18 protein-coding genes and 1 pseudogene are annotated in these 24,040 nt (G+C 58.8%); 9 read left to right on the top strand and 10 right to left on the bottom strand.

Annotation, left to right across the window (positions count from 1 at the left end; all coding sequences use genetic code 11):
- Positions 1-2: 2 nt before the first annotated feature.
- The 4 genes from VGG22_10175 to VGG22_10160 all read right to left on the bottom strand — a co-directional run bounded on the left by VGG22_10175 (position 3) and on the right by VGG22_10160 (position 7,795).
- The gene (locus VGG22_10175; protein ID HEY1728729.1) at positions 3-1,883 is read right to left on the bottom strand and encodes a sialidase family protein; all 1,881 of its coding nucleotides are present in this window, start codon (positions 1,881-1,883) and stop codon (positions 3-5) included.
- Positions 1,883-4,603, bottom strand: a complete 2,721-nt coding sequence (locus VGG22_10170; GenBank protein ID HEY1728728.1) for a TonB-dependent receptor — start codon at positions 4,601-4,603, stop codon at positions 1,883-1,885. Before VGG22_10170 ends, VGG22_10175 begins: the two co-directional genes overlap by 1 nt.
- Before the next feature lie 222 nt (positions 4,604-4,825).
- Positions 4,826-5,812 carry an asparaginase gene (locus VGG22_10165; protein ID HEY1728727.1) on the bottom strand — a complete coding sequence of 329 codons (987 nt, stop codon included), beginning with the start codon at positions 5,810-5,812 and terminating at the stop codon, positions 4,826-4,828.
- Between the two features lie 39 nt (positions 5,813-5,851).
- Positions 5,852-7,795, bottom strand: a complete 1,944-nt coding sequence (locus VGG22_10160; protein HEY1728726.1) for a LuxR C-terminal-related transcriptional regulator — start codon at positions 7,793-7,795, stop codon at positions 5,852-5,854.
- A gap of 298 nt (positions 7,796-8,093) precedes the next feature.
- Between VGG22_10160 and VGG22_10155 the strand changes: the two genes are divergently transcribed.
- Together VGG22_10155 and VGG22_10150 are read left to right on the top strand one after the other, a co-directional pair.
- Positions 8,094-8,906 (top strand): alpha/beta hydrolase, encoded by an 813-nt coding sequence (locus VGG22_10155; protein HEY1728725.1) that lies wholly within the window; start codon positions 8,094-8,096, stop codon positions 8,904-8,906.
- A gap of 10 nt (positions 8,907-8,916) precedes the next feature.
- Positions 8,917-9,408 carry a papain-like cysteine protease family protein gene (locus VGG22_10150; protein HEY1728724.1) on the top strand — a complete coding sequence of 164 codons (492 nt, stop codon included), beginning with the start codon at positions 8,917-8,919 and terminating at the stop codon, positions 9,406-9,408.
- Positions 9,409-9,673: 265 nt separating this feature from the next.
- Here VGG22_10150 and VGG22_10145 read toward each other — a convergent pair whose 3' ends face one another.
- Together VGG22_10145 and VGG22_10140 are read right to left on the bottom strand one after the other, a co-directional pair.
- Complete coding sequence (locus VGG22_10145) at positions 9,674-10,384, bottom strand: nucleotide-binding protein (protein HEY1728723.1); 711 nt, start codon at positions 10,382-10,384, stop codon at positions 9,674-9,676.
- A gap of 172 nt (positions 10,385-10,556) precedes the next feature.
- A complete protein-coding gene (locus VGG22_10140) occupies positions 10,557-11,600 on the bottom strand; it encodes a hypothetical protein (GenBank protein HEY1728722.1) in 1,044 nt (347 codons plus the stop codon).
- Positions 11,601-11,850: 250 nt separating this feature from the next.
- On the opposite strand from VGG22_10140, the pseudogene VGG22_10135 reads away from it, so the two are divergent.
- Positions 11,851-12,597 (top strand): annotated as a pseudogene (locus tag VGG22_10135) (MBL fold metallo-hydrolase).
- A gap of 128 nt (positions 12,598-12,725) precedes the next feature.
- On the opposite strand, the gene VGG22_10130 reads toward VGG22_10135, so the two are convergent.
- Positions 12,726-14,954: a penicillin acylase family protein gene (locus VGG22_10130; protein ID HEY1728721.1), complete on the bottom strand. Its 2,229-nt coding sequence runs from the start codon at positions 14,952-14,954 to the stop codon at positions 12,726-12,728.
- A 57-nt stretch (positions 14,955-15,011) separates the two neighbouring features.
- Here VGG22_10130 and VGG22_10125 point away from each other — a divergent pair, with 57 nt between their 5' ends.
- Genes VGG22_10125 through VGG22_10100 form a run of 6 tightly spaced genes read left to right on the top strand, consistent with a single transcriptional unit; the run spans position 15,012 to position 21,572 of the window.
- A complete protein-coding gene (locus VGG22_10125; protein ID HEY1728720.1) occupies positions 15,012-16,592 on the top strand; it encodes an ABC transporter substrate-binding protein in 1,581 nt (526 codons plus the stop codon).
- A 1-nt stretch (position 16,593) separates the two neighbouring features.
- Positions 16,594-17,511, top strand: coding sequence for an ABC transporter permease (locus VGG22_10120; GenBank protein ID HEY1728719.1), 918 nt, complete (start codon positions 16,594-16,596; stop codon positions 17,509-17,511).
- Entirely contained in the window at positions 17,504-18,370 is an 867-nt protein-coding gene (locus tag VGG22_10115; protein HEY1728718.1) for an ABC transporter permease, read from the top strand. Before VGG22_10120 ends, VGG22_10115 begins: the two co-directional genes overlap by 8 nt.
- The gene (locus VGG22_10110) at positions 18,367-19,677 is read left to right on the top strand and encodes an amidohydrolase (GenBank protein HEY1728717.1); all 1,311 of its coding nucleotides are present in this window, start codon (positions 18,367-18,369) and stop codon (positions 19,675-19,677) included. Before VGG22_10115 ends, VGG22_10110 begins: the two co-directional genes overlap by 4 nt.
- Positions 19,674-20,183, top strand: coding sequence for an NADPH-dependent FMN reductase (gene ssuE / locus VGG22_10105; protein ID HEY1728716.1), 510 nt, complete (start codon positions 19,674-19,676; stop codon positions 20,181-20,183). The genes VGG22_10110 and ssuE overlap by 4 nt, the downstream gene beginning before the upstream one ends.
- A 12-nt stretch (positions 20,184-20,195) precedes the next feature.
- Positions 20,196-21,572, top strand: coding sequence for an LLM class flavin-dependent oxidoreductase (locus VGG22_10100; protein HEY1728715.1), 1,377 nt, complete (start codon positions 20,196-20,198; stop codon positions 21,570-21,572).
- Between the two features lie 27 nt (positions 21,573-21,599).
- Here VGG22_10100 and VGG22_10095 read toward each other — a convergent pair whose 3' ends face one another.
- From VGG22_10095 to VGG22_10085, 3 genes are read right to left on the bottom strand one after another with little or no spacing between them, the layout of a single operon-like run.
- Positions 21,600-22,298 (bottom strand): ABC transporter ATP-binding protein, encoded by a 699-nt coding sequence (locus VGG22_10095; protein HEY1728714.1) that lies wholly within the window; start codon positions 22,296-22,298, stop codon positions 21,600-21,602.
- Positions 22,295-23,050 (bottom strand): ABC transporter ATP-binding protein, encoded by a 756-nt coding sequence (locus tag VGG22_10090; protein HEY1728713.1) that lies wholly within the window; start codon positions 23,048-23,050, stop codon positions 22,295-22,297. Before VGG22_10090 ends, VGG22_10095 begins: the two co-directional genes overlap by 4 nt.
- Complete coding sequence (locus VGG22_10085; GenBank protein ID HEY1728712.1) at positions 23,050-24,039, bottom strand: branched-chain amino acid ABC transporter permease; 990 nt, start codon at positions 24,037-24,039, stop codon at positions 23,050-23,052. The genes VGG22_10090 and VGG22_10085 overlap by 1 nt, the downstream gene beginning before the upstream one ends.
- Position 24,040: the final 1 nt, after the last annotated feature.

The raw sequence follows: 24,040 nt of genomic DNA, 5'->3' as shown, positions 1-24,040 counted from the left end.
GTTTACTGTTGCGGTGTTGGCGGAGCGTGGACTTGCGCCCACACGCGTGAAGCGAGCGCAACGATGCGGTAGCTACCAACGATGACTGAAGCTGGGAGTCGGTACCGCAATATCTTGAAACGGATCGTGATCGGATCACTTGCCGCAAATGCGGCTAATGTACCGTTGGGAAGAAATTGGCTCAGATCTACGGTGCTCCCGCGTTGAACGTCGGTCCCAATCGGAGCGCCAACATCTGAATCCAACCGGACAATGCGCCACAGCAAGGGGCCATAAAGCGGCTCGCTGCCGCGATTAGACAACTGAAATTGAAGTGTGACGGTCTTGCCTGTTGCATCGTACTTGGCTCCGTTGACCATGAGTCCGATCGTCTTCGTCACGTCAACGAAGTTGTTGGCTCCGCCCTGCCACGCTGGAATTGTGTCTGGATTTGGTAGTTGCGAGACCGGAATCGTACGGGGCGTAATCTGCACATCATGTACGGAGACGACATTTCCGCCCACTCGCGCTCTCGCAACATTCAGCCAACCAGTGCCGGGCGCGGGCCAAGCGATGTAAAAGACGCCGTCCGATGAGGCCGCCATGTTGGAGCGCCAGACTTGTCCCATTTGGCCTCGGACGGTGATTCCCAAGTTATTTTCATATGCCGCTGAATACTGCGCATCGGTTGAGTGAGGAGGAGCATCGTAGGCAGCTGCTGCCCACAGGGAATTTTGAAAGTAGCGTTCGTTGGGACGAAACGGGTGACAAGGAGTGAGATCAGTCGCCTTTGAGAATGTCGCACCTTGGTTCGTCGAATATTGAAAACGCCAACAGCGATTTGGCTGCTCGCTCGATGCAACCGCCACGATTCCGCGACGATTTACGGACACGGCAGCGCCAGCCGCATTGCCTGCGCCGGGAACGACACGTGTGACCCAATGTGTTCCGCCATCGTCGGAGTATGCCAATACGGCTCGACATAACTTGACTCGATCGTAGGGAACGTTGCCCACGCGCTGACTAAAGGCGACGTAGACGCGTTGAGGGTTTGCGCCGTCGACCGCCATGGATGGCATGTTTCCATCCGAGCTGCAAAACTGATCTCTGGCAATCGTGATGCCTCCTCCAAGGGTCTTGCCTCCGTCGTCGGTCCAAGCCACGTCGACGCGAAAGGCGCGTCGCGCGTCGTCGCCCTTATGGCGCGCGTACATGACTGCGATAACGCGTCCAGAACGCAGGACGCGAGCCGCTGATGGGTAGGCTCCGCTGTAGATTGATCCCAAACGTGTCGGGAGTTCAACCATCTTTCCGAACGACTGGCCGCCGTCGTGCGAAACCCTCAATGCCGGCCCGATTCGGAACGTGTTATTCCAGTATTCTGAAGTGGCGTTTGCAAAAAGATAGATGGTTCCGCGAGGATCAACGGTCATCGCCGAATGATCGAACCAGCCACTGAGATACGGGGCAAGCCAAGTCTTGCCACCATCTATTGACCGATAAAAGTGCATTTGCCCAAGCTCGTGATGCAAGTCGCCATCTATCGGGCGGGAAGACTCCGAGTTGAAATACACACGATTCCCGGATCCAAATGCGCAGGACTGCTCAGTCTGCCACCACGTCGAACGGTCGTCGAGTGTGAGTGCCCAGGTATTGCCTCCGTCAAAGGAGGCGTAGACGAAGCTTGCCATCGCATTGTTTGACGGAAGCCAACGAGCGCCGCACACGACGATATTGCGTGGATTGGTTGGGTTCGCGATGGTGTCGCTCCACACGTGTGACCCAAAGCCGAGCGGCGGCGCTGACGCGTTGTCGCCCGTTGGTTGCGCGGAGGCGAACGAAATGCAACTTGCGACTATGAGAATAATAGCCAGGATCGATTTGCGCAGTATTTGGAGATACATCAGAATTTTCGCGTCGCTCCAATGCGTAAAACACGCGGCCCAGGTCCATCAAACGATGGCAAGTCGAGCTGTCCGTTGGCGAGGATTGGCGTCACGCCGCCGTTGTAGCCGTTGGCTTGAATGGTGTAAGGAAAGGAGTGGATATTTGTGAGATTTGTGACGGAGACGATGAGCTGCGTCCTCGGCGCCAGCGGTATCCCCGCAGACGCGTCGATCTCGACGAAGGCCGGCTGATAGTATTGGTTGTTGTTGCCGTAATAGTTCGCGTCGAATCGAAGAAAGTCGCTCCTTGTGTCGCGCCACCCGATGCCCGCGTTGCCGACGGAATACGGAATCGAAACGTTCAGAGCGTCGCCCTGGACACCGGTCCAGTTATGTCCACTGATGATGCCAAGATTTGTCGAGAGCGGCATTCCGGGCTGATTGTAGAATCCGGGCGGGAGATCGTAGGGTGCCGCTCGCATCAGTGCGGCGCTTGCAGACCAGAAGAATCCACGTTGAGGATTGTGAGCGAGAGATAGCTCGACACCTTCATATCTGGCATGCCCGAGGTTCTCGTTTTCCGCCGTATATAAAGGCAATCCGTTATCCGCGCCGGTGAGCGTCGTCGCCGTAAAGAACTGATTGATGATATTCGTCGTATAGATATCGAACGATGTTACAATCCCCGCGTTTCGTAAGCGGTAGTCCAAGCCTCCATCGTATCCGAACGCGGTCTCAGGGCGCAGGTTCGCGTTCGTCAAGTACTGCTCATAGTAGGTTGGGCTCGTTACACTGTTAGCGCTCGGCGACGTGCTCGTGCCCACCATCGTCGTGAGAACGGGCGGAGCTATCGAAGCACCGGCAGAAAATCGCGCTGACAAGTCGCTTTGCGGCCGCCACGTGATCCCGAGACGGGGAGCGTCGTAGCTACTCCAGTGATCCGCGAAGGTCACGTTTCCGTCCGTCGAAACGTGCGCATCATAGCGATTCAGATAGAGACTCGCGACAGCCTGCACTTTCGGCGCAAGCGCGAACGAGGCGCGCGCGAGTGCTGACTCAATCACCTGGAAATTTCCGGCATATTGATTCGGGTAGACAAAGTCTGGAAGCGAAGCTTGGCCCTCAGCGAACTGAAACAGCGGCGCGTATTGCGTTTTGTCAACTGCGAGCGTATACAGGCTGCTGCCGATCGGGAGATCGGCCTGTAACGTCAACCCACCCAGTCGAGTACCGTACGTGTACGTGTAGGCTGGATCCGTCGTCGTTACCGAGACGGGCGTCCCATTGTAGAGTGTGTAGGTCGGAGCACTTGGGTCACCTGTCGCGACCGCTCCGTATAGGGTAGCGTTGACTGGGATCGTCGCGACGCTGTTCATACCGACGAACGGAATCCCGTTCGCGTACGTCTGCGATTGATTGAACTGAATGGACTTAGCCGAGAGTGTGACGGGTCCGATTTGACCGACAGCATCGAGTGTAAATGCCGACGTATACCCGCTACCAGAAAGGTAATCGAGGCCGTTGTTGTACGAGGAGGCGACATTAAGTCCACCGGGTCGTAGAGAGCCCGCATAGCCTGCCGGTGGAGTGAAGGTGATTTGAGCCAAGTCTTCGAGTCCGAGTTGTTGTCGCGTCTGATCGCCGAAGTATCCCGCTTGGATGTAAAGTGCCGGCGAGACATCGTAGCGTAGCTTCAGCACTTGTCCACGATCGCTGTATCCGCTGAAATCCGGTGTACAGCAGAGAAGGCCCTGATAGTTCAGTGTAGGGCCGCCATACGGTATATAGAACTTGGGGTTCGAATTTGGCGTCGAGTAGCAGCCTTGCGGCGCGCATGGAACGAACGGTTGGCCGTTGACTGTGTCCGACGAATAGGTGCTGAGCGCGAAGTAATCTCGTGCTCCGCTGTTCGGTCCGGGGCTTTCCTGTTGCTGATAGCCAAGCGCCAACGAGAGCTTGCTTCCAATGTGCTCCACATATTTGAGCTTGAGGATCGACCCACCGTAGCCGTCAGTCTCGAGCTCTGCGAACCCGCCCGGCTTTGCAGCCCGAGGATCGATTGTAACAAAGTTCACTGTTCCGCCGATTGCGTTGTTGATTGTCGGTGTGGTTGCACCGGGTCCCTTAACAACATCGACGCGTTGAAGCAGATTGGAGTCGATGAACCCGATGCTGAAGCCCTCGTCGCTTACGCTTCCATACATCGGATGACCGTCGAAGAGCGTGCCTGTCTCATACGGAAAGCCGCCGCGGACGATGACGAATTCGGCATTGTCGACTGCAGTGCTGCCGTTGCCTTCCCAGCTGAGCGAACGGCTTACGCTAACACCCGGAATGGATTCCAATTCTTGCCGGAGCGTCGGAAGATCGCGTTCTTCCAACGTTTGCGTCGATATCGTCTGAATCGATGCGGGAGTGGTATTGAAGCCTCCGCCACCTGCGCTCACGGAAACTCTCGCGATCTCTTTAAGACCGCTTTCGTTCGGCCGCTTCATGGAGACCGTAACAACCGTCTCGCCTTCGAGCACGGCGACGGTACTGTTCGTTGCCGCTTCGTAATCTTTGGCCTTAACGACAAGTTTGTAAAGACCCGCCGGTAAATCGGAAAGATGAAACGTTCCATCCGACTGCGACACCGTGCTTCGTACAACCGGACCGTCAACAGTAACACTCGCACCGCCGATGGGCCCTTTACTCCCCGATACGGTTCCGCGAATTTGGCCGAGCGTTGTTGTCACAGTTTGCGCACGAGCCGGGATCTGTAGGCTAAGGACGCAGACCAATGCGAGCGAAACTGCAACACAGCTCATTCGCGCTCGTGGCACGAGCGAGGCCATACGCGTCAATAGACCAAGCGTGTAACGGAGGCGTGTGGGCATGGGCGTCTCCTTGCCTCGGATCGGATTTCTAAGACGCTACCAAACAGCCGGCGGGGTCTGCATCGGGGAATCACCCAATCTTCATTTTGCTCGGGCGACGATCTGGCCAACTGTCGTGCCGGAAGCATTCGTAACTGTCAGTAAGGCGAACTCTCGAAGCCAGGGACTGTCGCCGTGCGCCCGTTGTAACGGTTTTTCGAGTGTTTGAACAAGCGCAGGTCCGATCGCTCTGGAATTGCCGTCACAGATTTTAATGGCAATGCCGATTCCGGTTCCGACGATCGTGTCCGCGTGCAGTCCTTCCGCTCCGATTTTTCCGAGCACCGCTCCGCCACTGTTGCAGATGACGTTCGTATCGAGATTCGCGTGCGTGCCGCCCATAAATTCTGGTCTCGTTGTCATGGCGAGACGTATCGCTGCGGTCGACTCTTCGGTAGAAACACCGAATCGCGCATACGCAACGGCGATATTCTTTAGGCTGGAACCGAATATTGGAAGACCGCATCCGTCGGTCGCAATTGCGGTATCGGAAGGGCACGAAAAATCTAGGAACAGACGCGCAAGAAGTCTCTGCTGAATCGGATGCAGAGGATCCAAGTAGGATTCATACACTAGAGACTCGTGCCGGCACATTGCAAGAATCGCGGCATGCTTGCCGGAGCAATTGTTCGCCGCTGGCGTGCCGACCAATACTTTCCCCTCCATTGCCGGCCCGCACTGGAGTACCGACTCGTCTAGGTCCAGCCGACGTAAGAGCGCGAGTACGGCTGCAACGTGGATTGGTTCTCCGTCGTGCGACCCTGCGCTAAGGGCTAACTCAGCGTCAGTAAAGGCGAATGCTTCGGCGGTGCCGCTTCGGACGAGTTCGGCGGCGATAAACGGCTTCGCGAGCGAGCGGACGGGGAATATTTGGTCAACGCCGCCGTGCGCCTCAATTACGTTGCCATCGGCGTCGGCAATACACGCAAGAAACGAGTGCACCGACTCCAAATAAGAGCCGCGATATACGTCGACCGTTCCGGCAGCGTTACGGACAACATCGCTACGTGTCGCCTTCACCCAATCCATTACGGCGGAATTCGGATGGTGTTCGCATCGGGATACTACCTAGCCCGCGATTGAATCCAGGACTCCCGGCAATTGCCAGCGTGATCGTAGTCCGAGCTTTCCAAGAGCGGACGAGAGATGATGCTCGACCGTGCGTTCGCTGATGCCGAGCCGAAGCGCGATGGCGCGATAGGTGAGATCTTGCAGAGCCAGCGAGGCGACTTCCCGTTCCCGCGGCGTGAGGTCCGAGCCGGCGCGTGCTCCGCGACGACGTCCTGTGCGCTCGAGTCTCGACAAGGACGCCTTGTCGCCGATTTGATCGTAGAGCAGTCCCGCGCCGTTTGCATCTCCGATCGCTTCAAGTGCGCGTGCTTCAAACCAGCGCCAGCCAGCGGCTTGGAAAAGCTTGGAAGGGTTCGCATCGGTCGGAAGCTTCGACTTCGCTCGCTGGCTAAGCGCCATAAGTGCGAAACCCTCAACGCTGGGCCAGGGGCGGCGCCGCGCAGCTTCCTCCAGCAATGGGATCGCGCGTTGCGCGAGGTTGTCGTCGAGGCTGGCCGCGAGCGCCAGCATCCATTCCGCGCCGTCAGCTGTACGCAATGCGCTGATTGCGCGATCGAGAAGGTCGATCGCTTCCTTTGGCTCGCCGGCAGCGAGCTCAGCTTCGACTCTAGCAGACACAACATGGCCGATCCATGGGCCTTCCATAGAGCGAAATGCAATCTCAACGATCTCGTCGTCGCGGCCTAACCAGGTCAGGCGCTCGTCATCGAGCAGAGTCCCTATCCTTGTAGCCAGACTTGCTTGTAGAATGCGCACGCTCGCGGTTTGCACGCCCGACGTGCTCGCAAACAATAATCGGTCGCGTGCTTCGGCCAAGCGTCCTGCTCTTAGCAGAACATCGGCGGCGCCGAGTGCGGCATAGGCCATTCGCCCCGTGTATCCTGCATCGCGCGCCGTTCGGAAAGCAGCCTCCCACAATGCAAGCGCTTCATCCACATGGCCGCTTGCAAGAATAAAGTCGGCACGATTGCTCAGAGTCCTTACCGTAAGGTCGGCGTCTCCAACGACGGCAGCGTCAACGGCTGCGGCCTCAAAGGCCGTCGTCGCCGCTTCCTTGTCGCCACGATGTGCAAAGACAATTCCTCGGGTATCATGCCATCGCGCGGAGATTTCAGGAGGCAACCGTCTGCCGGAGAGTGCCTCGAGATATTCCTCGGCCGCCTCAACGTCGCCGAGAATAGCATGGTATGAGGCGAGCATGATGGCCGCATAACCATACCGCTGAGTACCCTTGCGACTGAGCGCAATCGCTCGCTGCGCATACTCGATACCTGCCTTGCTTTCGGCAGCGCTCCAGCACTGTCGCGATGCAGCGATCAGCAGATCGACCAGCTTGTCGGTGTCACCGAGTTCGCTGTAGCCATCAAGCGCCGCTTCGAATGCCTCCCGCGTCTTGTCAGAAATGCCGGATCGACACAACGCTGTCGTAAACTTTTCCCAGAGTACGGTTCGGCGGCGGGCGTCGGATGTTTCGAAATCGAGAGCCGCACGATACCAACGCGCCGCATCGGCATATGCGAACACAGCTATCGCCGAATCGCCGGCTCGTTCGTTGGCGGCGACGGCTTTATCCGCAACACGAGCGGCACCCCAGTGATACGCGAGCTCGGAATCACGACTTGGGCTAGCGACTTGCTTCTCCAGGTCGGTTGCGATCTTGGTGTGGATCAACATCGCTTCGGCGGCAAGCAATTCACGATAGAGAACATCTCGGATCGTGGAATGATGGAAGGCAAATTTGAGATGTGTGTCCGGTTGTTCGTGGAGTATCTGCTTGTTGCGGGCCTTTCGCAGAACCTCGAGCACGCGCTCAATCGGTTCCGAGACGATCCGAGCCAGTAGCTCGGCATCGAAATACCGTCCGATGACGGCTGCTTGGAGTAAGATCCGCTGATCGCTCTCAGGCATCTCGTCGAGACGTGCCAAGACGCTAGCACGCACAGTCCGAGATCCGTCGCCCGATCGCTCGAGTCTGCTTCGCGCGAGCTCCTCACCGTAGAGTGGATTGCCCTCTGCGAGCTTGCAGATTTCGACAACTTCGGGTGGCGGAGCCCCCGCGCCGCCATCTGTGACGACGTTCTACGCAACTGATCGCACGAAGACGAACGGCGCTACGAACGCAACTCCCCTTTCGAGCCTTTTCAGCAATACCAGGCTGATCGACCCATGCGATCCCTCGCCTACATGCGTGATGAACTACGGAGCAGGCGTCGCCGCTGGCCCAATTTTCGGGGCTCCAATGCCGGACGCTTCCGTTACCGATCTCGTCGCCGCAATTAAGCAGTATTATCCATCAGCTTCAAGCATGCTCATTTTCATCCACGGCTTTAACAACAACTTTTATTCGCCGTTTGTCTTGGGCGCTACGTGGACGGCTTCGCTCTCAAATGGATCTCCCGTTCTCGTCTATAGCTGGCCATCGAACGCGCAGCTCCTAAAATATCTCGATGACGAGACGAATAACACATGGGCGCTGGACCATTTCCGGGATTTTCTCATCGCGCTCCTCAACACGCCTGGAGCTCCGCCAACGATCAATATTCTAGCTCACAGCATGGGTAATCGCGTCGCGCTCTCAGCTCTCGATTTTTTGGCGCGATCAGGAATGACGACGACAAGCCATATTGGACAGGTTATCTTCGCTGCGCCTGACGTCGATTCGGCAACCTTCTTTGAGGCTATTCCCCGCATAGCGACTGTCGCGAACGGTCTCACGCTTTACGGGAGTGACCATGACGAAGCTCTCCGAGCATCGCGTGAGATTCATGGACATTGTCGCGCCGGCTTAGTGGGTTGCGATTTTGCAGTCCCTTCAAACCAAAAATTCAATGCGATCGATGCTTCTGTGTTTCACTGCGACGCTCTTGGTCACGGCTATTGGAGCTCAAGCACGACAATTCGGAACGATATTGCCTCAGTTCTCAAGCAGGGAGTGAACGCACCCAGTCAAGTTCGTCCGGGACTTATCGCGCTGCCAACGCCGAGCGAATACGCCTTCACCGATCCCAAGCCGGGCGACGATACCTGCGCAACACTTCCAACGCAGACTTAGACGCGGGTAAATGATTGCACCTCAGACGCAGGAACAGACCAATTGGTGCTGGATCGCGTGCTATTTGATGGTGTGCTCAGAGTATGGAGTTGCTGTCGACGAACAGTGTATTGTCGCGCAGCGGGCTCTTGGTGTTGCCGACTGCTGCACTGACGGCTCGATTCCAGCCTGTAATAAGACTCTCGATGAAAACCAAGTTACCGCTGTTTTCGCAACGGGAGCCTTCATAGCGGCGAACATGGGAAGCGACGAACCCAGCTTTCGGACCGCCTTGAACAGCGGCCAGGTTCTCGTGATGCTTTCCCTACCGGCGTCCTATCACTATATTCTCGTTGCGGATTACAATGCCGCAACACAGATCTACACGATCCATGACCCGCAGTACGCCACGTCGACGGCGGCATGCTTTACCGACATCCAGACGGCCTATGGTCAGCCAGGAGGTTCGATCGCCCGCGCATGGGCGATACGCAGTACGGCCGCAAGAACCCCGACCGCCTAATCTCGCTCGTCTAATCCGCGAATTGGATCCCAGGGCAAAACGTCCTCAAACGATGCGGATGGATATTCGTGGATTTGCATCCCATCGATGTCTTCACGACGTACTGTGAATCGGCCGAGAGTCGTTCTGACAAAACCGCTTTCGGTCTTGGCCAATTCGTCCATGGCTCGTTGCGCATCGCGCAGCGTCTCGTAGTCCTCGATGTTTGTTTCCGTTTTTTAAACGTATTTCAAGCTGAAATGGCATAATCAGATTCCCTTGGGTTTCAGATCCGGTCTTCCCGAATAGGTAACCGCGCCGCCCTCAGTTCCTTGGCAAGAAGACGCCTCCAATCGCCATTGCCTTGGTCGTAAGGGACGAAGGCCAGACCCTTTATGTCACTGAGATACTCCACGACGGCGTCCTTTTCAGCGTCTATTATCGCAGCGACGCCCTTACGGCCTAGCTTGCCGATGAAGTATCCCATTTCCAGCACGACGTTTTGGCGCGGGCGCAGCTTCTCGTCCTCCGGCCGGGCTGAGGCTGATCTGCCCACATCATCGGGCGATAGCAGCGCTACGGCGTAAACGGCGTTGCTGTGTTCTTCGAACTTCTCAATTAAAGTTCGGCCCTCGTTCGCTTCCTCCGCTAGCACTGCCGCCTGCAAGCCAAGCCTATTAATAAATGATTCGACCGCGTTGAGCATAGCTTTATCGTGTCCGTGAACGATGAAGATGCTCGTCCCTTGGGGGCGGGTTTCTTCCGCTGGCTCTGTCTCGGCTGCTTCACTCTGATCGCTAAGAAAGGACAGGTGATGCTCTATACTTTCAATTAACCCAATTACCTCAGCTTTGCCCTTGTTCCACGTTTCGGGCGTGTGATCGGGGCCGCCAGCGATAAACGCAAGCGGATAAAAATGCACCTCTCGCGTTTGCCGGATGTACCGCTCCGACTCTTCACCTAACGCGAATCGTAGCACAGTCTCAAGTTCGTTCAAAAGCCTCTTCCGACCAGGTTCATCTCGAACGGAAAGTATTGCGAATGCGCCCTTAATGCGATTCAGCTGGTCTTGAAGACGCTTCGAATTATTTTGCATCCTACTCCTCACCGAAAAGCGCACGCGGGCGACCGCATCCGAAGTCGACTGTCTACCGCACGAACTAGCGCTGTTAGTCTCCTTTGGCTCCTTTAATGATTTCTAGAATCTGAGATGTACGGCTATCGGGAACTTCCTTACTCAGATAGCCAGTCTGTTCGGGATTAAAGACAGCCTCGGTAACCTTCAGTAAGACGGCATTCTTGGTCATTTCGTCCGTCGTCGCGCCGACAAACGCCTCGAAGGTTGCGAGGGCATTTTGTCGATGCGTGTTTACGACGACATTGTGCTGCGTAGCTCGGTAGTTTCTGCCGCATGTGAACACCAAGAACGATAGTACGGAAAAAGCCAAGACCTTCGCAATCGCCTCCTGTAGTCCGGTGCCACTTTCAGTCCCCGCGTTTGGATAGATTAGCGGGCTTGATAGGCCAAAGGCGAGGGTCAGTATGGCAGATACGATCGTAGCTCCCAACCAGACTCGAGACAGGTTCCTTTGATGCGTGGCCTCGTCGCGGAAGAATTTAGCTTGCTTAACAATACCAATGTCGGCGACCGTTTCGCGCATCGTGGCCAGCATCTGCTGTGCAGCTTGCTTCGCAGATTCGGTTTGTCTCTGCGCTTGTAATAACATTTCATCTAGCGTTTCGAGCTTTGATCTGGATTGGTTTGCGGCCTCGTCCAGAACCGTTCTCACTCGCTGCTCGTAGGAGGAGATGTCGAGATCGGTGCGAGTCCCATAGCTTACAATCGGAGCGAGTGTGCTCCAACAAGCATCCCATTGATTCCAAATATTATTAATCATGTTTCGTTGCGTCGCTTGCGCTTGACCGGGCGCAAACGGCGCAGGGTTGAAGTTCTGAAACGCTGTGAAGGAGTTGAGCACGCCATCGATCTGGTTCAGGCTGGCCTGTAGTGCGGTAAAAGGGATCGTGCTGAGAGAAATCTTGCGAAGCTCCTCGAATAGGTCCCAATATCGGCGGAATATTGGTTCAGCTTCCTTAAAGGAGAGATCGCGAAGTTCGAGGCGTTGTAGCGATTCCGGAGTGTGTTGGCGCAGAGTTTCTAGTTTTATGGAAATACTGGCGCGCACTCGTTCTTCATCATCGAAGGATGCCATGAAAATCTCCCCCCAGCCGGCCTGCTCTAGCGGCTAAGACAGAGGATGGCAACCGGCAAGCCATCCATCTTCAAACAGCTCTTTATGAGGTTGGCCGAGTCGGATACGAGCACGAAACCGCTCACGACGTCGACCTCACACCTCTACGGTGGTGCTTGTCGCTCTCCCTCGACTTCGCTCGGGATGACAAGAAGTGTCGACACTGGTCGGCTGCTGCTTGTCGCGCGAGAGATTGTCGCGATAGGGACTAGTGCGATTCAGGCTTGCTGCGCTGGCCGTCTCCGTGCTTGCGTGTGCGCTTGTCCTATGGCCGCCGCGAGCGGCGCGTAACGATTTACGCATTACGTTCATCGATGTCGGGCAGGCCGACGCAATCCTGATTCAGACGCCGCGCGGGCACGCGATCATGATCGACACCGGCGGCCGGCTCGAGCGCAACGAGTCGGGCGACGGCGCGTCAGCAGCTGAATCTGTTGGCGAGAAAGTCGTCGTGCCGTTCTTGGTCCGCCAAGGCATCCATCACGTCGACGCGATCTTACTCACGCATCCTCATGGTGATCACGTTGGTGGAATCGCACCGATTCTTCGCGCGCTGGGCGCGGATGTGTTCTTCGACGGCGGGCAAGAGTACGGCGGACACGCCTACCACGACGCTCTGAACGAAGCCAGGGAGCGCCACGTGCGCGTCGTTGCACCGCGCGCCGGCGACGTGTGGCAAACCGACGACGGGATACGTCTGCGATTCCTGACAGACTCCGGGACGCCGATCGATGACCCGACCGATGGTGTCAACGAGAACTCGCTCGTTGCGATGCTCGAATGCGATTGCGGACGCGTACGTCCGTTTCGCGTGCTCTTCATGGGTGATGCAGGCAAGCTCTCGGAAGACATCTTACTCGCGCGTCACGCCGATCTCCATGCCGACGTGCTAAAAGTTGGCCATCATGGCAGCCGCTTCGCTTCGACGCCTGCCTTCATCGCAGCGGTCGGCGCACGCGACGCCGTCATCTCCGATGGCCGGCACAACCTCTACCATCATCCCGCGCCGCAAACGATTGCGCATCTGCTCGACGCGCACATGCGTGTGTGGCGCACTGATTTGTGCGGCGCGATTACGCTGTCAGTCTACGGTGCCAGAACCAGCCGATGGCGCGCGGCCGCATCAACTGCTTGCGTCGAAAACGGTAGCGGCACGAGCGTTTGTGACGACCATGCGGCGGATGCATCGTCATGGTGCGCCGATCCCGGACGTCCCGACTCGCCACTTGGAATGACGATCCCGCCTGCATCCCAATTGCCGACGTCCCATACTGCACGAAAGCTCTGACCGGCAAACGGCAGCTGCGCGTGCACCGTGTACGCATCACCGTCGCCCCGCAGCGGGAGCCCGTTGAACCACGGAATGCCGAGGAACGAAAACGCGTGCCGTACCGGAATCGAGCCCGCCGTTCGCCACGGCACGTTTGCGTGCGGTGCCGCTTCACGCAACGCCGTTAACAAGAAGTCATCGACATTGTCGAAAGGTACATAGCCTTTCGGATGTTCACGTAGCGCGCGCATCAAAACGACGATGACATCCGAGCTGCTGCGATACGCTTGCGCCGCGTAGCTCTCGAAATGCTGGCTGATGAAATCGTTGACGGCCGCCTGACGTAGCGCGAAAGCCAGGCTTGCTGCCGTTGAATCCGGTTCGAACCGGCCATCCCAATGCGCGAGCTGATTCAGCAGCGGGCCGAGCTGCGGATCGTTTTGCGCGTGCTCGCGTTTTGCCGCATCCAGCGTCATCTGGACGAGCTCTTGCTCGGGCAACGAGAGCGTGTCGGCTTGCATCTGTGAAAAGTATGCAATATCGTACTGCTTGCGTGCGCGCAACAGTTGGGCGATGCGCGCGGCGCGATAGGGCGGTGCAAACCATGCCGAGAGCCGATAGCGATAGTCGCGGCCGTACATGCGGTTGTTGGCGGTGAACACGACTGCGTTACGTGACGGCGCAACCTTCGGCAACTGATCGAACGGAATCGGCGGGTAGTGCGGATCCGAGGGCGGATGCGTGCGTAGTCCCCACAGGGGATCGTTAGGAATCTCTCCTGCCAAATGATACGTAGCTTGACCGTTCGTATCGGCCACGACGAAGTTTTGCGTCGGACCCGGATAATCGCGAAGCGCTGCGAGCGCACCGGCAACGTTCGTTGCCCGATTCAGCTGCTCGAATGTCGTCTCGGGTGAAACGGGATCGGCAGCGGCCGGCCAATCGACCGAATAGCCGACGTCGCCAAGCACGGAAAAACCATGCGTATCTTGATTGTACGTATGCTCTACCGTCTGTCCAAAGCGGACGTGAAACGTTTCGTCACGCTCTTGTTCGCGATAGCCGGAGACGTAGACGCTCTCCGAGATGACGTTCCCGTTCGTCGCACCCCACGCGACGTGATCGTTGTGCCCGAGAATCACGCCGGCGGTCCCGGCCAGCGTCGCGCCGGCCGCGTGGAAGCCCGGTGCCTGCAAGTCGATCAGATACCAGATGCCCGGCATCGTAATGTCGAGATGCGGATCGTTGGCGAGCAGCGCGTGCCCGTCGCTCGAGCGCCCGGCGCCAACCGCCCATTCGTTGCTACCGCGCGCAGCGCGCACGGGCGGACGTTTGTAGACGCGCAGCGGCGGCAACGTCGGAACGGCTGCAGGCGGTCCGTCCGTGATCGGCACGTCGTAGCGCGGATCGGTAATCGAATACAGACCATCCGTGCCGCTCTGTCCCATCGCATCGAAGACGCGCTCGCGTTCGATAACGTCGTCCCAGGGATCGGTGAGCGTCAGCACCGTTGCAAAGCCGACCGCGAGCGTGTCTTGCGGCTGCCAAGGTTGCGGCCAAAGCAGAAGCAGCCGGTATTCGACCGGCAGCGGCTCGCGCCGCATTGCAGCATTTACTCCGCTCGCGAACGCAACGAGATCGTCGCGTTGTTCCTGGCTCAAACGTGAATATTCAGTTGAGATAATGCGCTCTACATCGAACGTGCGAGCCTGCATGTCCGGCTCCAACAGCTTCTCGCCGAACCATTCGGCCAGCCGGCCGTAGATGACATGGCGCACGAGGTCGATTTGAAAGAGCCGATCCGAGGCCTCGAGGTATCCCTGCGCCACCATGAGGTCGTGCATTGACTGCGCACGGACGTGAGGGACTCCGCGCCCGTCACGTAAGACGATGACCGGCGCTTTTACCGGCAGACCGGAGAGCGTGCCATCGAGATGGGCCTCGGCGTGCCAACCCACGGCAACGTACGCGACATAGGCGACGACGGCCACGACGATCGCTGCGACCGCACTCAGCACGCCGCGCAGCAATAGACGAAGAAGCACGGAGGAACCGCTTTGGCGGAGAAGGAGCCCCACCCTGGGCGCGCTCTGGAGGTTTTCGTGAGCCGGATTGGACTTCGTATTCTCGTCGCGGTCGTATTGAGCGCGCTTGTGATCGCGCCGCAAACCGCGTTCTCACAAGCTCGTCCAGGCAACTCGGCCTCGAGTCCGCTCGTCATCGCCTATAACGGCGGCGCCGTTACCCTCGACCCGATCATGCGCGCGGAAAACACGTCGTACGCATGGCAGCGCCACATCTTCGATACGCTGACGATCCAAGATCCGAAGAACGGCAGCCCGCAGCCGCGCATTGCGACGAGCTGGAAAATCATCGGACAGAATCGCTGGCGGATCGAGCTACGCAAGGGCGTCAAATTCCAAAATGGCCGTGCGATGACGTCGCAAGACGTCGCCGACTCGATCATGGATGCGGCGACGAATCCGAAGGCGCAGATTCGAAACTTTCTCGTCACCGTTTCAAAGGTCGATCCTGAGGGTCCGAACGCCGTCATCATCACGACAAAAACGCCGAACCCGCAGATCCCGCTCGATCTCTCGCAAATCCCGGTCATGCCCGAGGTCGAGATCAAGCGCGACGGCCGCGAGTTTCTCAACACGCATCCGGTCGGAACAGGTCCATACGAGTTCGTCAGCTGGCTTGCGCAAGATCATCTCGACCTACGCACATGGAACGGTTATTGGGGATCTAAGCCGACTTTCAACTACGTCAAGCTCGAGAACATCTCGAACGGCGCGACGCGACTCGCCGCGTTGCTTTCGGGTCAAGTCCAGGTCGCCGAGAAAATCGATCCGCAGGATTTCGAACGCGTCAAGCACAGCGGAAGCGCCTACATCACGGCTGTCGGCGGCGTGCGCATCATCTATCTCGCGATGGACTATTGGCGCAAGACCGGAACGCCCGGCATCCCCGGCGGCAACAACCCGTTTATGGATCCGCGCGTGCGTCGTGCAGTCTATCAAGCGATCGACGTCAATGCGTTGCGCGACAAGGTCTTCAACGGCGCCGCTGTTCCGGCCACACAATGGAATGCCCCCGCAATCGAGTCATTCGATCCATCCGTCAAACGACTACCGTACGATCCGGCCGGCGCCAAGAAATTGCTCGCGGAGGCCGGTTACCCTAACGGCTTTACCGTCCGTCTCGACGCAACGACCGACCGCTATCTCGACGATTCGGTGGTCGCGCAAGCGTTGGCGGGCATGCTCGCGCAAGCCGGAATCACCGTTCAGGTCAACGCGGTCACAAAGACGATCTTCTTTCCCAATATGGACAAAGGCGACTTCACGCTGTACATGGCCGGTTGGGGAACGACGGATCCGATCAGCGCCTGGGAAACCGTCTTTCATTGCAAGGATAATGCGGCTGGATACGGCTTCACAAATCGCGAGCATTATTGCGATCCGAGCGCCGACCAGACGATGGCGCGCGCCGCGAGCATCTTCGATCCGCATTTCCGCATTCAGGCCGAGCGTCAAGGCTATGCAGTCGCCGAGCGCAAAGACTTCGCGTACGTACCGCTTTATTGGGAAGACGTCATTGCCGGCGTCAACAACCACGTTGCATGGGAATCGCGTCCGTCCGACGAGCTCATCCTTGCATGGATGATGTCGCGCAAATGACGTGGCGCAATACGTCCTAACCCGCCTCCTACAAGCAATCCTCGCGATGTGGGCGGTCGTGACCGTCGTCTTCGTGCTGCTGCACGCTGCCGGCGACCCGATCGCCGTTCTCGCGCCCGAGACGATGACGCAAGCACAGCGCGCGGAGCTTGCGCACTCGCTCGGGCTCGATCTACCGCTCAGCGCGCAGTACATACACTTCCTTGGCGACGTGCTTCATGGACATCTCGGCGTTTCGTTTTATACGTCGGAGCCGGCGATGACGCTCGTCCTGCAGCGCTTAGGCGTCACGGTCGAGCTCGTCGTGGCAGCGATGGTCGTTGCGCTCGTTTTTGGCGTGCCGTTCGGAATCATCGCGGCGCTTCGGCCCGGACGAGCTCTCGATCGAACGCTGCGCCTCGTCTCGGTGCTCGGGTCGTCGATCCCGACGTTCTTTCTGGGCATCTTGCTAATCTTGATTTTCAGCGTCGAGTTCGAGCTGTTTCCGTCGTCGGGTGTCGGCGATTGGCGTAATTTCGTCTTACCCGCGTTTACGCTCGCGTTCTACCGTATCGCGCTCTTTACGCGGCTGATTCGCACTGCACTGATCGGCGAACTCTCGCAAGACTACGTACGCACGGCACGCGCCAAAGGACTTCCGACGATCGTCGTAACGCTCAAACACGCGCTTCGCAACGCGCTGCTGCCGTTCGTGACTGCGTTCGGCTTGCAGTTCGGCCAGCTGCTCGGCGGCGCCGTCATCACCGAGACGATCTTCGCACTTCCCGGGATGAACCGGCTGGCGCTCGACGCCATCGCTCGGCTCGACTATCCGATCGTCGTTGCGTACGTTATCGTGATCGCCGGTCTCTTCACGCTGATCAATCTCGCGGTCGACCTCATGTACAGCTTCCTCGATCCGCGCGTGACGTATGGGTAAGCTGCGCGATCTCCCGCGTATTCCGGCAATCGTCTTGCTAACGATGATCGTGCTTGCAATATTTGCATCGTTCGCTGCGCCGCACGATCCACAGCATCAAGACTTACTTTCACGCCTCACGCCCCCGCTCGGTCACACGCTCTCCGGATTCTATCTTCTCGGGACCGACGAGCTGGGACGCGACATCTTCGCAAACATTTTGTACGGCCTGCGCGTCAGTCTTCTGGTCGGGTTCTGCGCGGTTACGATCAGCGTCGTCATCGGCGCACCGATCGGTCTGCTCGCCGGCTACCGTCCCAACAGTTGGTTCGCACATCTCACGATGCGCATCGCCGACGTGCAGCTCTCGCTGCCCGTGGTGCTGATCGCACTCGCGGTTCTGGCCGTGCTGGGGCGGGGTCTGGAAAAGGTCATCATCGTCATCGGGATCGTCGGTTGGGCGCAGTACGCGAGGCTTATACGCTCGAGCGTCCTTGCGGAGCGAACGAAAGAGTACGTCGTTGCCGCGAGTGGTCTCGGCGCATCGCTGCCGCGCATTCTCGCCCGGCACATTCTGCCGAACGTCGTCGGTCCGTCCCTCGTGCAAATCGCGGTCGACATCCCGCGCGCGATAGAGCTCGAGGCGACCCTCTCGTTTCTGGGACTCGGCGTCGCGATCACGACGCCGTCGCTCGGCATTCGCATCGCGCAAGGCTATCAATATTTGTTCAGCGGCGCGTGGTGGCTTGCAGTGATGCCGGGACTAGCGCTTGTTATCTTGGTCCTCGCGATCAACTTGCTCGGCGACTGGCTGCGCGACACGCTCGATCCCGTCACGCAAGGCGCGATTGCGGCCGAGCGCCAAAACCTCGCCGCATGAAAACCTTCGATCCGGTTCGCCTAACCGATGAGATCGCGAAGCGCGCGATTGCAACGCGCCGCGATTTTCACAAATTCCCCGAGCTTGGTCTCACCGAGTTTCGTACCGCGAGCGCGATTGCTGCGCGGCTCGACGGGCTCGGAATCGAAGTGCAAACCGGACGCGACGTAATGGATGCACGCAGCCGCGTCGGAGTCCCCGGCGACGATGTCGTACACGCCGCGTTCGCGCGTGCAAAGGACGAGGGCGCCGATCCGAAATGGCTGGCACGGTTCGAAGGCGGCTTTACCGGCATCGTTGGTACGCTTCGCGGAGCGCAGCCGGGTCCGGTCGTCGCATTGCGCTGCGACATCGATGCGCTGCCGATTCTCGAAGCGGATGACAACACGCATCTGCCGGTACGCGAGGCCTTCGTGTCGTCGCATAAAGGCATCATGCACGCCTGCGGTCATGACGTGCATGCCGCGATCGGCCTTGCGGTCGCGGAGATGCTCGCATCGCAGCGCGATCGCATTTACGGGAAGGTGAAGTTCATTTTCCAACCGGCGGAAGAAGGCGGACGTGGCGCAATCCCGATGCGCGACGCCGGCGTCGTCGACGACGTCAATTTCTTTGTCGCGATTCACGTGGGTATGAATTCGGAAAGCCACGTGTTCTATCCGATTGTGACGGGTCAGCTCGCGAGCGCGAAGCTCGACGTTACCTTCAAGGGACAGGCGGCGCACGCCGGTGGACATCCGGAACAAGGACGCAACGCGCTGCTCGCAGCGGCGCACGCGGTTGTCGGACTGTACGGGATCGCGCGCCACAGCGCCGGTCGTTCACGGATTAACGTCGGCGTGCTCGAAGGCGGAGCCGGCCGCAATGTCATCGCTGATCGAGCCTTCTTCATGATGGAGGTTCGAGGCGATACGGAGCAGATCTGCGATTACATGATCGAGCGTGCGAACGCGGTGATCAAAGGCGCTGCAGAGATGGAAGGCGTCGACGTCGACATCATCTTGGCGGGGCGCACAACGACAGCCGAGTCGAGCGTTCCGCTTGGGGAAGCCGTGGCACGCGCGACCACGGGAGTTCCGAATATTCGGACAACGCTTGAACCGAAAGCTGCCGTCGGCAGCGAGGACGCAACATTCTTCATGAAGCGCGTGCAAGAGCGCGGCGGTCTTGCGATTTACTCGTGCGTCGGTTCCCCGACGAACACCGGGCATCACACGCCACACTTTGACATCGATGAGTCGAACATCGCACCGGCTGCGCAAGCACTCGCGACTGCACTCGTTTCGCTCGGCGAAACCCCGCCGTGAGCGCGATCGTGCTGCTCGCCGGGAGTCCGTCGAGTCCATCGCGTTCGACGGCCGTCCTGCGCGTGGCGCGAGAGCTGGCCGACCCCGGGCAATCGACCTTGCTCGAGTTGCGTGAACTTCCGGCAGATGGCCTGCTCTTCGGCCGCGCCTCGGAGGCGCTGGCTCGCGCCCACGGATTGATTGCTGATGCGCGTGCGATCGTGGTTGCGACGCCCGTCTATAAGGCGGCGTACTCCGGACTGCTCAAAACGTTCTTGGACTATCTGCCGGATGGTGCGTTACGCGGCAAGTCAGCGTACCCCATTGCGACGGGCGGATCAAGTGCGCATATGCTCTCGGTCGACTACGCGCTCAAGCCCGTGCTCTCCGTTCTCGGAGCAAGCCGCGTCCTCGACGGGTTGTATCTCACGAACGAGGCAATCGAGCTGCGCGACGACGGCAGCGCGACCCTCAGCGCAGAGAACTACGACCGTTTGAAGGCAGGTATGCAGGCGCTCTTGAGCTAGAAAGCAGAGCACATGGCGCAAGTCAACTCGCAGATGGCGCTCGTTGCATTTCTGCAGGCGCAGAATTGCTCGAACTACGTCTACTCGTGGCGGCATCCCGACACGATGAGCGATTTCCTGACGCCCGAATACTATCAGCGGATCGGACGGACGCTCGAGGACGGGAAATTCGACCTCGCGTTCTTCGATGACCGGCTCGCGATGCCGGACAAATACGGCGACGACTACATCGAGGCCGTCACAAACGGAATTCGCACCGTCAAGATGGATCTCGTTCCGGTCATGTCGATGATGGCTGCGACGACGTCGCGCATCGGCATCGGCGGGACGTATTCGACGACGTACTACGAGCCGTTCCACGTCGCACGCGTCTTTGCGACGCTCGATCTCATGACGCGCGGACGCGCCGCCTGGAATGTCGTGACATCGCTAAACGATTCCGAAGCCGCGAACATGGGGCGCGACGAGGCGCTGCCGCACGACATGCGCTACGATCGCGCCGAAGAATTCATGCAAGTCGTTCACGGCCACTGGGACACGTGGGAAGACGATGCGATCATCGGCGACAAGGGCGGACGCTTTGCGGATCCATCCAAGGTCCATCCGCTCGAGCACCGCGGCGATTGGTTCACGTCGCGCGGGCCGTTCACGGTGCCCCGCTCGCCGCAAGGTTATCCCGTCGTCATTCAAGCCGGACAAAGCGGACGAGGACGAGCGTTTGCGGCACGCTGGTCGGAGCTGGTCTTCGCGCTGCATCCGGATTTGCAGCTCGCGAAAAAGTTCTATCAGCTCTTTAAGACGCAAGTACAACTGCTCGGACGTGAATCGACGCTCGTCAAGATTTGTCCGCTCGTCGTCACGGTCGTCGGCGAAACGCGCGCCGCGGCCGAAGAGAAGCTCGCGCTCATCGAGTCGCTTCCAAAGCCGATCGACGGCGTTGTCTTGCTGTCGGAAGTCCTCAATTTCGACTTCGCTTCCAAAGGGCTCGATGAGCCGTTCACGGACGACGAACTCGCGAATATCAGCGGTTTGCAGGCGATCCGCGATCAGGTCGTCGCGCTGAGCGGTAAGAAGAATCCGAGCGTCCGCGATTTCGTCGAGGTCAGCAATCGCGGGAACGTTCGCGAGCATCCGTTGTTCGTGGGATCGGCCAAAGACGTCGCCGACGGCCTCGAAGAGTGGTTCAGCGATGAAGGTTGCGACGGATTCGTCATCGCGGCGACGCACATTCCGGGCGCCTACGAGGATTTCGTGCGCCTCGTCGTCCCGCAGTTGCAAAAGCGCGGTCTATTCCGCAGAGAATATACCGGTTCGACGTTGCGCGAGCACTTGGGTATGCCGAAACCCGCCATCGGCGCTTGGAAACTGCCCTTGTCATCCCGAGCGTAAGCGCGAGGCGCCGTAGTCGAGGGACCGCTAGACCCCGAGATACTGGTGCATGACGTCGGGCTTTGATTGAAGCTCGGCAGGAGTGGCTTCGAGCTCGACGTGTCCGCGATTGAGGACGTACGTGCGATGCGCCAAAACGAGCGCAGCGCGAACGTTTTGCTCGACGATCACAATCGTGCGCCCTTCGGCTGCGAGGCGCTTCGTCGTTTCGAGCAGATCGCGGACGATGATCGGCGCGAGTCCCTCGAAGGGCTCGTCGAGCAAGAGCATACGTGCATCGCGGATCAGCGCGCGCGCGATTGCGAGCATTTGCTGCTCGCCGCCTGAGAGCGAGCGGCCCATGAAATTCTTGCGCTGTTCCAGGCGCGGAAACGTTTCGTAGATCCGTTTGAGCGTCCAGCGTGATTTCGCGGTTAGCGCTGCGAGCTGCAGATTTTCCTCGACCGTGATCGTTTTGACGATGCGGCGCGTGTCGGGCACGAGCTGGACGCCGAGCTTCGCAATCTCGTAAGGCTGTTTGCCGCTGATCGTCGTCCCTGCAAAACGAATCGTTCCCGTGCGCGGCGCGAGAATACCCATGATCGTAAGCATCGTCGTCGTCTTGCCCGAACCGTTGCGGCCAAGCAGCGCGACGACTTCACCCTCCTCAACGCGCAGCGACACGTCGAAGAGCACGTGCGACTCATCGTAGTAGGTGTTGATCGCATCAACTTCGAGTAAACTCACTCGACGCCGCCTGTTCCGAGATACGCTTCTTGCACGCGCGGGTTACCGCGAATCTCCGAAGGGGAGCCTTCGGCGATTTGCTTACCGTCCTGTAGCACGACGATGCGATCGGCAAGACCAAAGACGACGTCCATATCGTGCTCGACGATCACGATCGTCACACTCTTGCGCAAGGTTTGAATCAGCTCGATCATCGAGGTACGTTCGGTCGGACTCATACCCGCCGCCGGTTCGTCAAGAAGCAACACTTCCGGTTGCGTGGCAAGCGCGAGCGCGACTTCGAGACGCCGCTTCTCGCCGTATGAGAGATCGCTTGCGCGGACTCTGCGGCGTTCGAGCAAATCGACTTCCCGCAGCACCCGCACCGCAATCTCGTGGGCCTTCTTCGCGCCCGACAACGGGACAAGTGCGTCGAGCTTGAACTTTCCACGCGTCGCCGCAAGTGCCGGAACGAGGACGTTTTCCTCGACGCTCAGGCGCGGAAAGATTTGCGTGATTTGAAAGCTCTTCGCGACGCCAAGCTGTACGACGCGTGTCATGCCGAGGTCGCTGATGCGCTTGTCTTTGAAGTAGACTTCGCCTGCGCTCGGCGCTATCTCGCCTGCGAGCATCTTGAAGAATGTCGTTTTGCCCGCACCGTTCGGACCAATCAACGCGGTCACCGTCAGGGGCTCGATCGCAAGCGAGACGGAATCGACCGCGACCAAGCCGCCGAAGCGGCGCGTCAGCGAACGCGCTTCAAGCAGCGGCATCAGTCGCCACCGGTTGCGACGGCGGAGCGCCGGCGTGCCATGCCCCGAATCCACAAAATAATTCCACCGGCAATGCCGCTGCGGAAGCCGGTGATGAGCAGCACGAACACGATGCCGAGCATAAGCCGCCACAAGCCCGCGACCGCGCTGAAGTCCTGGAACACCTGCGAGAGATAAATCCACACGATCGAGCCGATTAGTGGACCAACAAGAGTTCCCGGACCGCCGATCACCTCGATGACGACGATCTGTCCTGACGTGTCGATCGTAAACATGTCGGGCGGGAGATAGCCTTGGAACATGCCGAGCAAACCGCCCGCGAGACCTGCGTACGCAGCCGCAATCGTGAAAGCGACGACCTTATAAAGGTAGACGTCGTGGCCGGCCGCTGCCGCACGTTCGGGATTTTCCAAGATCGCGCGCAACACGTGTCCGAATGACGAGCGTACAATCAGCCACATGATCGCAAATGCGATGAAGTAGACGATCGCGATGAACGCGTAGGCTTCGTGGTTCGACGTGAAATGAAGGCCGAGCACCGATGCGCGCGGGACGCCCGGCAATCCGTTTTCGCCGCCGGTGTAGTTACGGAGCGCCGAGATGTCCAGAAAGTAAAACATCTGCGCGAATGCCAGCGTGAGCATCGCGAGATAGACGCCGACTTGCCGCATGCTCAGCGCACCGATCAAAATACCGGCGAACGCTGCCGCAGCCGTACCAATCGCAAGCGCCAGAAGCGTGCTGTGCACCGTCCCCGAAATCAGCAGATAGCCGGAAACGAAGCCGCCTACGCCGTAGAATGCCGCTTGCCCGAACGAGAGTAAGCCGGCAAAACCAAAGATCAGGTCGACGCCGAGCCCAAAAAGCGCCAGCACGAGAATGCGCGATGCAAGAGCGATTCCGCCGCCGCCCGCCTGCAATACGATTGGGAAGAGCACGAGGAACACGGCCAGTCCAAGAAGGCCGAGCAGCATTCGCTGCGTGCTCATA

The sequence above is a fragment of the Candidatus Baltobacteraceae bacterium genome (assembly GCA_036489885.1).
Taxonomy (GTDB): domain Bacteria; phylum Vulcanimicrobiota; class Vulcanimicrobiia; order Vulcanimicrobiales; family Vulcanimicrobiaceae; genus JAFAMS01.
Note: the sequence above shows the minus strand (reverse complement) of the source record. Positions and strands in the feature narration are given on the sequence as shown.